The sequence below is a fragment of the Pseudomonas sp. MDT1-16 genome (assembly GCF_054898115.1).
Map to the genome: position 1 here is coordinate 2,986,212 of NZ_CM142717.1, position 12,808 is coordinate 2,999,019.

Genomic DNA, 12,808 nt, shown 5'->3' on the forward strand with positions numbered 1-12,808 from the left:
GCTTCGGCCCTATCGCGAGCAAGCTCGCTCCCACAGGGATCTTCGCCAAAAGGAGATCCAGTGTGAGAGCGGGCTTGCTCGCGAAGCGGCCAGCCCAGACGCTACAAAAACTCAGCCACTGCCAGGAACGTTAGGCCAAAGATCCGCCACCAGAAACAGCCGCTCGGCTTCTTCCCAATCGCCCGTGGCGTTTTCTGTGAGTCGCACCAGCAACTGCGCAGGGGCCAGTGGCTCCAGATCGCTGAGCCAGGCATTCAGTTGCTCAGTGTTCCAGGTCTGCTCCACCGGATAGTGCGCCGGTGCCAGCCAGGCATGGCGGGGCAGGGGTTGCCAGCGACCGAATGGACGCTGCACGACAAAGTCTGCCCAGTCCTTCTGATGCAGCCAGCTACCGCGCAAATGTTGTGGATGTGCGCCGTTCGGTGGCTCGGACGGTCCCGGCCACGGATACAGCAAATAGCCCCCCAGCCACAAATGCGCACTGAACTGCTGGATATCCAGCGCCGCCAATACTTCGAGGCTCTCCGGGCGCGCCGAAATCGGCAATTGATGCTGAGTCAGATGTGCCAGTTTGCGGTCCAGTCGATCGTGGCAGCCGGGGCCGAGCCACTGCGCCGTGTCGTGTCCGTCGCCATTTTGCGGGCCAAGGTAAAGTTTGATCGCCAGTTCCAGATGATGCACGCCGTCGCGATCGCGCAGCAGCATGTCCAGCTCGCCCAACGTGTGGCCTTCGCGGCGGATCGGCATGTTGGCGGCAATCAGGTCGATACCCGGCGCGTGCCGCACGGCGTATTGCCAGAGGCGTTCGTAGTACACGCCCAATCGCCGGGTTCTGGCCTGCGCTAGCCAGTGCAGCAAGTCATAACTGTCGCGATCGAGTTGCCGCAGCCAGAGTTCCAGTCGCTCCGGTGCCTGCACCCAGTCGCTTCCAGCCAGCGGATGACGTTGCGGCCACGGGGTTTCGCCGAGCATCGGCGGCGCGAGGATGACCCACGCCAGGTCGCGCACTTCGGGGTGGCGCAACTGGTGGGGTAACTGCAGCAAATCTGGAAATAGGATCATCTTGCGAGCATAGCCCTAAACATGAGTACATCCTTGTGGCTGAAAGGATTTTGTCTATCCTGCGCTTTCGCCCATAATCGTGTTTTTCGCCGCCGCGCAGGAACCCCATGGAGCAATTTCGCAATATCGGCATCATCGGTCGCCTGGGCAGTTCTCAGGTGCTGGATACTGTCCGCCGACTGAAACGGTTTCTGCTCGATCGTCACCTGCACGTGATCCTCGAAGACACCATCGCCGAAGTGCTGCCGGGTCATGGCTTGCAAACCTCGTCGCGCAAGATGCTCGGCGAAGTGTGTGACATGGTGATTGTGGTCGGTGGTGACGGCAGCCTGTTGGGCGCCGCCCGCGCGCTGGCCCGCCACAATATTCCGGTGCTCGGGATCAACCGTGGCAGCCTGGGCTTCCTGACCGATATTCGCCCCGATGAGCTGGAAGTCAAAGTCGCCGAAGTGCTCGACGGCCATTATCTGGTCGAGAACCGCTTTCTGCTGCAAGCCGAAGTCCGCCGCCACGCCGAGGCTATCGGTCAGGGCGATGCGCTTAACGATGTGGTGCTGCACCCCGGCAAATCGACGCGGATGATCGAGTTCGAGTTGTACATCGACGGCCAGTTCGTCTGCAGCCAGAAGGCCGACGGCCTGATCGTCGCCACGCCCACCGGTTCGACGGCCTACGCGCTGTCGGCGGGCGGGCCGATCATGCATCCCAAACTCGACGCTATTGTGATTGTGCCGATGTACCCCCATACCTTGTCGGGTAGGCCGATCGTGGTCGATGGCAACAGTGAGCTGAAAATCGTCGTGTCCAAAGATATGCAGATCTACCCGCAAGTCTCCTGTGACGGACAGAACCACTTCACCTGCGCGCCGGGTGACACCATCACTATCAGCAAGAAAGCCCAGAAGTTGCGGCTGATTCACCCCCTCGACCACAACTATTATGAAGTCTGCCGGACCAAGCTCGGCTGGGGCAGTCGGTTGGGTGGTGGAGGCGATTGATGCTCGATCCCGCGCGTAGCTACGACCTGATCGGTGACGTGCACGGTTGCGCTCTGACCCTTGAGCACTTGCTCGACCGGCTCGGTTATAAAAAACACGGTGGCGTCTGGCGGCACCCGTCGCGTATGGCGGTGTTCGTCGGCGACATCATCGACCGCGGTCCGCGGATTCGCGAAGCGCTGCACATTGTTCACGACATGGTCGAAGCCGGCCAGGCGCTGTGCATCATGGGTAACCATGAATTCAACGCCCTCGGCTGGAGCACGCCGGCGCTTCCGGGTAGCGCCAAGCAGTTCGTACGTGAGCACACCCCGCGCCATGCCCGCTTGCTGAACGAAACACTGACCCAGTTCGAAGACCATCCGGCTGACTGGCATGACTTCCTGCAATGGTTCTATGAGATGCCATTGTTCGTCGATGCCGGGCGTTTCCGGGTGGTGCATGCCTGCTGGGACTCGGGACTGATCGAACCGCTGCGAGCACTGTTCCCCAACGGTTGCGTCGACGAGCACTTCCTCCAGGCCTCCGCGGTGCCGGGCAGTTTCGCCTGCACCGTATTCGACCGCTTGCTGCGCGGTACCGACATGCGCTTGCCTGATGGTCTGACCATGACCAGCGGCGATGGCCTGACGCGTTCGTTTTTCCGCACCAAATTCTGGGAAGACGACCCGCAAACCTACGGAGACATTGTGTTCCAGCCCGACGCCTTGCCCGAACCTGTGGCCCAGACGCCGCTGTCGTCTACCGAAAAAAACACCTTGCTGCGCTATGGCGTCGATGAGCCACTGTTGTTCGTTGGCCATTACTGGCGCAGTGGCAAACCGGTGCCGATCCGGCCGAACCTGGCGTGTCTGGATTACAGCGCCGTGCTCTACGGCAAACTGGTCGCTTACCGTCTGGACCAGGAAACCCGGCTCGACCCGCACAAGTTTGTCTGGGTCGATGTCGAGCGGCCGGAGGTGCTGCGATGAGTGCTGTTGCCGTTTTACGTCTGCCGCTGGCGGCGGACTTGAGCGGGTTCGTCAAACTGTTGCAGCGCATGCAGGTGCCGCATCGGGTCAGCGAAGAGGCGGGTGAGCAGGTGCTGTGGGTGCCGGCCAACATCAGCGAAGACGTGCGCTCGTTGTACGAACGCTTCCCGGCCGGTGATCCCGATCAACAGCTGGACATTCCGGTGGCGAAAACCATCAAGCGCCCAAGTTTCGTCGAGCAACTGCGCCAGGCCAAGGCGACAGCGTTGGTGTTGCTGCTGAGCCTGCTCGTCGGCGCGGTGACGCTGCTGGGCGAAAACCTCGACACGATGCGCTGGCTGACCTTCCTCGATTTCCGCATTGTCGGCGAATACATCCACTTTGTGCCATTGGCCGACAGCCTGGCGTCGGGGCAGTGGTGGCGTCTGGTGACGCCGATGCTGATTCACTTCGGCATCCTGCACCTGGCCATGAACGGCATGTGGTACTGGGAACTGGGACGACGCATCGAGTCGCGTCAGGGCAGCATCAACCTGATCGGCCTGACCTTGCTCTTCAGTCTGGTTTCCAACTACGCCCAGTATTATTTCAGCGGTCCGACCTTGTTCGGCGGGTTGTCCGGTGTGTTGTATGGCCTTTTGGGGCACTGCTGGATTTTCCAGCTCTTGTCGCCGAACCAGGCTTATCGCCTGCCGCGCGGTGTGCTGGTGATGATGCTGGTGTGGCTGCTGCTGTGCCTGTCCGGGCTGGTCTCGATGATCGGCTTCGGTGAAATTGCCAATGCGGCCCACGTCGGCGGGTTGCTCGTCGGATGCTTGACCGGTTTGTTGGGTGGTTTGTACAAGCGCCGTAAACTGGCCGCCTAAATTAGTTATGTGAATAAAGAGCGCGGAGCCCTTAATGTCCTCTTTTAACGAAATGATCCAAAACATCACCCCCGATATCTACCAGCGCCTGAAACTGGCGGTGGAAATCGGTAAATGGTCCGACGGTGGCAAACTCACCGCCGAACAACGCGAGCTGTCGCTGCAAGCGATGATCGCCTGGGAAATCCAGAACCTGCCCGAAGACCAGCGCACCGGTTACATGGGCGTGCAGGAGTGCGGTTCCAAGTCGATCACCGTGCCGAACATCCTGTTCAAGTCGGATGCCGTCCATTGATCGAGATTGGCCGCGGTGCAATCAGCAAAATGTCGGCGCGCCTTGACGGGCCGAACGTGCAGTACGCGTTTCGTCTGGATGACGTCGAGGTCCCGGTCAATCCATTGATCGGCACCACGGTGCGTCTGGAATACCTGGGGGCGATTCACTGCTCGCATTGTGGACGCAAGACCAAAACCAGTTTCAGCCAGGGTTATTGCTACCCGTGCATGACCAAACTGGCCCAGTGCGACCTCTGCATCATGAGCCCGGAGCGCTGCCACTATGAGGCTGGCACCTGCCGAGAGCCGGAGTGGGGCGAGAAGTTCTGCATGACCGATCACATCGTGTATCTGTCCAACTCGTCGGGGGTGAAGGTCGGGATTACCCGCGCCACCCAGCTACCAACCCGCTGGATCGATCAGGGCGCCCGTCAGGCGTTACCGATCATGCGCGTTTCGACCCGCCAGCAATCGGGCTTCGTCGAAGACCTGTTCCGCAGCCAGGTGGCGGACAAGACCAACTGGCGTGCTTTACTCAAGGGCGATGCGGTGTCGGTGAATCTGGCCGAGGTTCGCGATCAACTGTTCGACAGCTGCGCCGAGGGTTTACAAGGTTTGCAGGAACGATTTGGCCTACAGGCAATCCAGACTATTGCCGATGTAGAAACGCTCGAGATCCGCTATCCGATCGAGCAATACCCGGCGAAGATAGTCAGCTTCAACCTGGACAAGAACCCGATTGCCGAAGGCACGCTGCTGGGGATCAAGGGCCAATACCTGATCTTCGACACCGGCGTGATCAATATTCGCAAATACACGGCCTATCAGCTCGCCGTGCATCAGTAAGGACTCCAGCATGCGCACCGAACAACCGAAGATGATCTACCTGAAAGACTATCAGGCGCCTGAGTACCTGATCGACGAGACGCACCTGACCTTCGAGTTGTTCGAGGACCACAGCCTGGTCCATGCGCAACTGGTGATGCGCCGCAATCCTGAACGTGGCCCGGGCCTGCCGCCGCTGGTGCTGGACGGCCAGCAGCTTGAATTGCTGTCGGTTACCCTGGCCGACAGCGAGTTGACCGCCGCCGACTATCAGCTGACGGAAAACCACCTGACTCTGCACCCGTCCAGCACCACCTTCACGGTCGACACCAGCGTCAAGATCCACCCGGAAACCAACACCGCGCTGGAAGGCCTGTACAAATCCGGCACGATGTTCTGCACCCAGTGTGAGGCCGAAGGCTTCCGCAAGATCACCTATTACCTCGACCGTCCGGACGTGATGAGCACGTTCACCACCACGGTCGTCGCCGAGCAGCACAGTTACCCAGTGCTGCTGTCCAACGGCAACCCGATTGCCTCAGGTCCCGGCGAAGACGGCCGGCACTGGGCGACCTGGGAAGATCCGTTCAAGAAACCTGCCTACCTGTTCGCGCTGGTGGCCGGTGATTTGTGGTGCGTCGAAGACACCTTCACCACCATGACTGATCGCTCCGTAGCGCTGCGCATTTATGTCGAGCCGGAAAACATCGACAAGTGCCAGCACGCCATGAACAGCCTGAAGAAGTCCATGCGCTGGGACGAAGAGGTCTACGGTCGCGAGTACGACCTGGACATCTTCATGATCGTCGCGGTCAACGACTTCAACATGGGCGCCATGGAGAACAAGGGCCTCAACATCTTCAACTCCAGCGCCGTGCTGGCCCGCGCCGAAACCGCCACCGACGCCGCGCACCAGCGGGTCGAGGCGATCGTTGCGCACGAGTACTTCCATAACTGGTCGGGTAACCGCGTGACCTGCCGCGACTGGTTCCAGTTGTCGCTCAAGGAAGGCTTCACCGTGTTCCGCGATTCCGGTTTCTCCGCCGACATGAACTCGGCCACGGTCAAGCGCATTCAGGACGTCGCTTACTTGCGGACCCACCAGTTCGCCGAAGACGCAGGTCCCATGGCCCACGCCGTGCGCCCGGACAGCTTCATCGAGATTTCCAACTTCTACACCCTGACCGTGTACGAAAAGGGTTCGGAAGTGGTCGGCATGATCCACACCCTGCTCGGCGCCGAAGGCTTCCGCAAAGGCAGTGACCTGTACTTCGAACGCCATGACGGACAGGCCGTGACCTGCGACGACTTCATCAAGGCCATGGAAGATGCCAACAGTGTCGACCTGACCCAGTTCAAACGCTGGTACAGCCAGGCCGGCACACCGCGCTTGGCGGTCAGCGAGTCCTACGACGCTGCGGCGAAAACCTACAGCCTGACGTTCCGTCAAAGCTGCCCGGCAACCCCGGACAAGGTTGAGAAGTTGCCGTTCGTGATACCGGTGGAATTGGGCCTGCTGGACGCCAAAGGTGCGGCCATTGCGTTGCGTCTTTGCGGTGAAGCCAGCGCTCAGGGCACCTCACGGGTTATTTCGGTGACTGAAGCCGAGCAGACTTTCACCTTCATTGACATCGCTGAACAGCCATTGCCTTCGTTGCTGCGTGGCTTCTCGGCGCCGGTGAAGCTGAGCTTTCCGTACAACCGCGATCAGCTGATGTTCCTGATGCAACACGACAGCGATGGCTTTAACCGCTGGGATGCCGGTCAGCAACTGTCGGTGCAGGTCCTGCAAGAGTTGATCGCCCAACAGCAGAAGGGCGAAAAACTGGTGCTCGATCAGCGTTTGATTTCTGCCTTGCGCACCGTGCTGTCTGACCAGACGCTGGACCAGGCCATGGTCGCGGAAATGCTCTCGCTGCCGGGCGAGGCGTATCTGACCGAAATCAGCGAAGTCGCTGACGTTGACACCATTCACATCGCTCGCGAGTTTGCTCGTAAGCAATTGGCTGAAGGGTTGTTCGAGGCGTTGTGGCTGCGTTATCAAGCCAATCGCGATCTCTCGAAGAAAACCCCGTATGTGGCTGAGGCCGAACACTTCGCTCGTCGCGCGTTGCAGAACATCGCGCTGTCGTACCTGATGCTCAGCGGTAAACCGGAAGTGTTGGCGGCGACGCTGGAGCAATTCGAGACGAGCGACAACATGACCGAGCGCCTGACGGCGTTGGCGGTGGTGGTCAATTCGTCGTTCGAAGAAGAGAAGGCTACGGCATTGGCGAGTTTTGCCGAGCACTTCAAGGACAACCCGCTGGTCATGGATCAGTGGTTCAGTGTTCAGGCGGGCAGCACGTTGCCAGGCGGTCTGGCGCGGGTGAAAGCGTTGATGCAGCATCCGGCGTTCAACATCAAGAACCCGAACAAGGTGCGGGCACTGGTCGGCGCGTTTGCCGGGCAGAACCTGATCAACTTCCATGCGGCCGATGGTTCGGGATATCGGTTCCTGGCGGATCTGGTGATCGAGTTGAACGGGTTTAATCCGCAGATTGCCTCTCGCCAACTGGCGCCGCTGACGCGCTGGCGCAAGTATGACGATGCGCGTCAGGCGTTGATGAAAGGTGAGCTGGAGCGGATTCGTGCTTCGGGTCAGTTGTCGAGCGATGTGTTTGAAGTGGTCAGCAAAAGCCTGGCTTGAGTTTGGTTTCGCTCTCACAGGGGACACTTGGATTCCTGTGGGAGCGAGCTTGCTCGTGATGGCGGCCTTGGAGCCGACCGTGATTTTGAGGGTGTACATATCCATTACTGCGGTAACGGCTGCTTAGGGTTTCGCCCTTACGGCGAGTCCATTTTTCAAACGCCAAAAAGGAACCCAAAGGCTTCGCCCCAGCGTCCGGCCCCTCGCCTAGGCTCGGCGTTCCTTCGTTCGGGCATTCATCTGGGGGCATCGCCTCCGGTTGGCTTCGCTTCAACCTCCTCTCGATGTGTTCGACTTTGTCGAACGGCGCTACGCGCCTGCCCCCCAGATGAACACCTCCACTTAGCCTCCCGAAGGGGCGGGTAGATCAAGAGCTGCAGGCGCGCTGACGCTCGGCCTGTTGAGTGGTGAAGGGCGGGGTGTACTTGCTTCAGGAGCTGCCGAAGGTTCGGGCCGCGTTCGGACGATCTTTTGATCTGGCTCAGCGGAGATGTACACAAAACCCGAAACCCGAAATCCAATCACCCCACCTGATACCGAATCATTCAGCAACTGCGCATCCCCCCCAGGTTAACAAAAGATAACGTGGCGTCGATTGTCAGACCTTTCCAAACCCCGATAGGATAAGCCAGCTTCCGAAGGGGCTCTAGATTGCGTATTCCAGGACTATGCTCCAGAAAAGGCAATCCTGAAGAACAGTCCTTACGGCGCCCTGAAAGGTTGAACGACCTAACAATAATAATGGGGGAAGGTCTATGAGTGAGCCTGTCATGGGTGTGGGTATCTGCCGCCCGCCGGCACTACGCAAATTCGCGTTGCTGGCTACAGCGCTCTCGCTGTTGGGCTGTGCCGTGTTGTCGGCACCTGTACTGGCCGCTGCTGCGCCAGCATCCGACAGTGTTTATTCCGTTGAGTCTGCCAAAGCCAGCAAGAGCCTGATGCTTGACGTCGTGCACGCAGGCTCTCGTCTGGTCGCGGTCGGGGATCGCGGGCACATTCTGTATTCCGATGACCAGGGCGCGACCTGGACCCAAGCCAAAGTGCCGACCCGACAACTCCTGACGTCGGTATTTTTCGTCGACGACAAACACGGTTGGGCCGTCGGCCATGACGCTCAGATCCTCGCCAGCGAGGACGGTGGCGTCACCTGGACCAAGCAATTTGAAGATCTGAAACGCGAATCGCCGCTGCTCGACGTCTGGTTCAAGGACGTCAACAGCGGCTTTGCCGTGGGCGCTTATGGTGCGTTGCTGGAAACCACCGACGGCGGCAAGCACTGGGAAGACGCCAGCGATCGCCTGGACAACGAAGACCAGTACCACCTCAACGCCATTGCCGCGGTCAAGGATGCCGGCCTGTTCATCGTCGGTGAGCAGGGCAGCATGTTCCGCTCCGCCGATGGGGGCCAGACCTGGGAGAAGCTGGAAGGCCCATACGAAGGTTCGCTGTTCGGTGTGATCGGCACCGCTGAAGCCAATACGCTGCTGGCCTACGGGCTGCGGGGCAATCTGTTTCGCTCCAGCGATTTCGGCACCACCTGGGAGCCGATCGAGTTGAAGGCGGCTCGCGGTGCGCTGGAATTCGGTCTGTCCGGCGCGACGCTGCTCGACGACGGTTCCATCGTGATCGTCGGTAACGGCGGCTCGGTGATCAGCAGCAACGACAACGGCGAAAGCTTCAGCGTGTTCAACCGTCCGGATCGTATTTCCGTTTCGGCGGTGACTGCGGCTGGCAACGGCAATCTGATTCTGGCAGGACAGGGTGGCGTTCGCGTCACCTCGCCAAACGGCGCCGGCGCAGAGAATGGAAAAAATGGGTCGTCCAAATGAGCCGGGCAAATAATAAAAAGGCGGGTCTATGACATCCTTGAGCAGTCATCACCAAGACAAGGCGACGTTTCTTGAACGCCTGATTTTCAACAACCGCCCGGCAGTGATCGTGATCTGCCTGCTGGTGAGTATTTTTCTGTTCTGGCAGGCGACGCTGATCCGGCCGTCCACCAGTTTCGAAAAAATGATCCCGCTCGACCATCCGTTCATTCAAAAGATGATGGAGCACCGCAATGATCTGGCGAACCTGGGCAACACGGTGCGGATCTCGGTTGAGGCCACCGACGGCGACATCTTCTCCAAGGAATACATGGAGACCCTGCGCCAGATCAACGACGAGGTGTTCTACATCTCCGGTGTTGACCGTTCCGGCCTCAAGTCGCTGTGGAGCCCGAGCGTACGCTGGACCGAAGTAACAGAGGAGGGCTTCGCCGGTGGTGAAGTGATTCCACAGAGCTATAACGGCTCCCAGCAAAGCCTCGATCTGTTGCGCAACAACGTGCTCAAGTCCGGTCAGGTCGGGCGTCTGGTGGCCAACGACTTCAAGTCGAGCATTGTCGATATCCCGCTGCTGGAGTCCTACCCGGACCCGCAGGACCAAGGCAAGTTGCTGGCGCTGGACTATCGGAAGTTCTCTCACGAACTCGAAGACAAGATCCGTAACAAGTTCGAAGCCCAAAACCCTAACGTGCAGATCCACATCGTCGGTTTCGCCAAGAAAGTCGGCGACCTGATCGATGGGCTGGTCATGGTGGTGATGTTCTTCGGCGTCGCCTTCGTCATCACGTTGATCCTGCTGTATTGGTTCACCAACTGCATGCGCAGCACCGTGGCGGTGTTGAGTACAACGTTGGTGGCGGTGGTCTGGCAGCTCGGTTTAATGCATTTCTTCGGCTTCGGGCTTGATCCGTATTCAATGCTGGTGCCGTTCCTGATCTTCGCCATCGGTATTTCCCACGGTGTGCAGAAAATCAACGGTATTGCCTTGCAGTCCAGCGAGGCGGACAACGCTTTGACCGCGGCGCGGCGTACGTTCCGTCAGTTGTTCCTGCCGGGGATGATTGCGATCCTCGCGGATGCGGTGGGTTTCATCACGCTGCTGATCATCGACATCGGGGTGATTCGCGAACTGGCCATCGGCGCGTCCATCGGCGTTGCAGTGATCGTGTTCACCAACCTGATCCTGCTGCCAGTGGCGATTTCCTACGTCGGCATCAGCAAACGCGCCGTGGATCGCAGCAAAAAGGATGCAACCCGCGAACACCCGTTCTGGCGTCTGCTGTCGAACTTTGCCAGCCCAAAAGTCGCGTCGGTATCGATTGTTTTGGCCTTGCTGGCCTTCAGTGGTGGCCTCTGGTACAGCCAGAACCTGAAAATCGGCGACCTCGACCAAGGCGCGCCTGAACTGCGTCCCGACTCGCGCTACAACAAAGACAACAACTTCATCATCAGCAATTACTCCACCAGTTCCGATGTGTTGGTGGTGATGGTCAAGACCAAGTCTGAAGGTTGCTCGCGCTACGAAGCCATGGCGCCGATCGACGAGCTGATGTGGAAGATGCAGAACACCGAGGGCGTGCAGTCGGCAATCTCGCTGGTGACGGTGTCCAAGCAGATGATCAAGGGTATGAACGAGGGCAACCTGAAATGGGAAACCCTGTCGCGTAACCCGGACGTGCTGAACAACTCCATCGCCCGTGCTGATGGCCTGTACAACAACAGTTGCTCATTGGCACCGGTGCTGGTGTTCCTCAACGATCACAAGGCCGAAACCCTGGATCGCGCGGTGCATGCAGTGCAGGACTTCGCCAAGGAGAACAACAAGGAAGGCCTGGAATTCATCCTCGCTGCCGGTAACGCTGGCATCGAGGCGGCCACCAATGAGGTGATCAAGGAATCCGAGCTGACCATCCTGATTCTCGTCTACATCTGCGTCGCGGCCATGTGCATGATCACCTTCCGTTCCTGGGCGGCGACTTTGTGCATCGTGCTGCCGCTGGTACTCACCTCTGTACTCGGCAACGCCCTGATGGCCTTCATGGGCATCGGCGTGAAAGTCGCAACCTTGCCGGTGGTGGCGCTGGGCGTGGGGATTGGCGTGGACTACGGGATCTACATCTACAGCCGACTCGAAAGCTTCCTGCGTGCCGGCCTGCCGTTGCAAGAGGCGTACTACCAGACGCTGAAGTCCACCGGTAAAGCCGTGTTGTTCACCGGTCTGTGCCTGGCGATCGGCGTGTGCACCTGGATCTTCTCGGCCATCAAGTTCCAGGCCGACATGGGCCTGATGCTGACCTTCATGTTGCTCTGGAACATGTTCGGCGCACTGTGGCTGCTGCCAGCGCTGGCGCGGTTCCTGATCAAACCGGAGAAGCTGGCGGGGCAGAAGGGTAATTCGTTGTTTGCCCACTGATCTATCGCTGAAACTAAAAAGCCGCAACCTCAGGGTTGCGGCTTTTTTACATGCCGAATTCCACACCAAATCCTTGTGGCGATCAGGAAAGGTCGGTACTCAGCACCACGTTCAGCGCACTGCGCGCATCATCCAGCTGCACCAACGTCGCATGCCGTGCACCGAGTGCATCACGATTCTCGATAGCCGTCAGAATAGCCTTATGCCGTGGCAATGCCAGTTCATGCAGATTCGGCCGCTGGTTGGAATGCTTCAAGGCTTCGGCAATCGCCACTGACAGCATGTTGCACAGGTTCGCCAGCAAGTCGTTGTGCGTCGCATCGGCAATCCGGCTATGGAAATCCAGGTCCGGTTGCAAGAGCGCTTCGGGGGTCGGTGCGGCTTCCATGCGTTGGTAGGCTTCACCGATGGAGGCGATGTCATCGTCCGTGGCGAACTGCGCGGCGAGGGCAGCCGCAGCGGGTTCGATGATGCTGCGCACGCTGGTCAGCAAATCGAAAAACTCATTCTGCGGGCTGCTTTGCATCAGCCAATGCAAAACGTCCGGGTCGAGCATGTGCCAGTCCTTGCGCTGCTTGACGACCGTGCCGACCCGCGGACGGGAATACACCAGTCCCTTGGCGACCAGTACGCGTGTGGCCTCGCGCAGCACCGGGCGGCTGACCGCGTACTCCTCGCACAGCAGGGCTTCAGGGGGCAGTTTGTCGCACGGTTTAAAGCGCCCGGAAACAATCTGCATGCCCAGTTCCTGGACGATGCGCGAGTGCATGCTTTTGCGGTCGGAGGGTTTGCGGTAATCCATGGGAAGCGGCGCGATCCTGTGCGATGGGGTGCCGCGCATGATAACAGGCGCGGCGATGACGGTCGCCAGAGCAAGCA

Annotated in this window: 10 protein-coding genes; 8 read left to right on the forward strand and 2 right to left on the reverse strand. The window is 59.3% G+C overall.

All coding sequences use genetic code 11. The features are described from left to right. Positions 1 to 111 precede the first annotated feature (111 nt). Positions 112 to 1,062: a DUF1853 family protein gene (locus tag ACYZT3_RS13670; protein ID WP_282380221.1), complete on the reverse strand. Its 951-nt coding sequence runs from the start codon at positions 1,060 to 1,062 to the stop codon at positions 112 to 114. Positions 1,063 to 1,169: 107 nt separating this feature from the next. On the opposite strand from ACYZT3_RS13670, the gene ACYZT3_RS13675 reads away from it, so the two are divergent. From ACYZT3_RS13675 to ACYZT3_RS13710, 8 genes are all read left to right on the forward strand, one after another. Continuing rightward, the gene (locus ACYZT3_RS13675; protein ID WP_010459816.1) at positions 1,170 to 2,060 is read left to right on the forward strand and encodes an NAD(+) kinase; all 891 of its coding nucleotides are present in this window, start codon (positions 1,170 to 1,172) and stop codon (positions 2,058 to 2,060) included. Next, positions 2,060 to 3,031: a metallophosphoesterase gene (locus ACYZT3_RS13680; protein WP_282380210.1), complete on the forward strand. Its 972-nt coding sequence runs from the start codon at positions 2,060 to 2,062 to the stop codon at positions 3,029 to 3,031. Before ACYZT3_RS13675 ends, ACYZT3_RS13680 begins: the two co-directional genes overlap by 1 nt. Continuing rightward, the gene (locus ACYZT3_RS13685; RefSeq protein ID WP_462032278.1) at positions 3,028 to 3,897 is read left to right on the forward strand and encodes a rhomboid family intramembrane serine protease; all 870 of its coding nucleotides are present in this window, start codon (positions 3,028 to 3,030) and stop codon (positions 3,895 to 3,897) included. Before ACYZT3_RS13680 ends, ACYZT3_RS13685 begins: the two co-directional genes overlap by 4 nt. Positions 3,898 to 3,931: 34 nt before the next feature. Then, entirely contained in the window at positions 3,932 to 4,192 is a 261-nt protein-coding gene (locus ACYZT3_RS13690; protein WP_282380206.1) for a YeaC family protein, read from the forward strand. Next, positions 4,189 to 5,019 (forward strand): DUF2797 domain-containing protein, encoded by an 831-nt coding sequence (locus tag ACYZT3_RS13695; RefSeq protein ID WP_282380204.1) that lies wholly within the window; start codon positions 4,189 to 4,191, stop codon positions 5,017 to 5,019. The genes ACYZT3_RS13690 and ACYZT3_RS13695 overlap by 4 nt, the downstream gene beginning before the upstream one ends. Before the next feature lie 10 nt (positions 5,020 to 5,029). Beyond that, positions 5,030 to 7,687 carry an aminopeptidase N gene (pepN, locus tag ACYZT3_RS13700; protein ID WP_462032279.1) on the forward strand — a complete coding sequence of 886 codons (2,658 nt, stop codon included), beginning with the start codon at positions 5,030 to 5,032 and terminating at the stop codon, positions 7,685 to 7,687. A gap of 755 nt (positions 7,688 to 8,442) precedes the next feature. After that, a complete protein-coding gene (locus tag ACYZT3_RS13705) occupies positions 8,443 to 9,516 on the forward strand; it encodes a WD40/YVTN/BNR-like repeat-containing protein (RefSeq protein ID WP_462032280.1) in 1,074 nt (357 codons plus the stop codon). A 28-nt stretch (positions 9,517 to 9,544) separates the two neighbouring features. Beyond that, a complete protein-coding gene (locus ACYZT3_RS13710) occupies positions 9,545 to 11,929 on the forward strand; it encodes an efflux RND transporter permease subunit (RefSeq protein ID WP_462032281.1) in 2,385 nt (794 codons plus the stop codon). An 82-nt stretch (positions 11,930 to 12,011) separates the two neighbouring features. On the opposite strand, the gene ACYZT3_RS13715 is transcribed toward ACYZT3_RS13710, so the two are convergent. Continuing rightward, a complete protein-coding gene (locus tag ACYZT3_RS13715; RefSeq protein WP_462032282.1) occupies positions 12,012 to 12,731 on the reverse strand; it encodes a FadR/GntR family transcriptional regulator in 720 nt (239 codons plus the stop codon). Positions 12,732 to 12,808 lie beyond the last annotated feature (77 nt).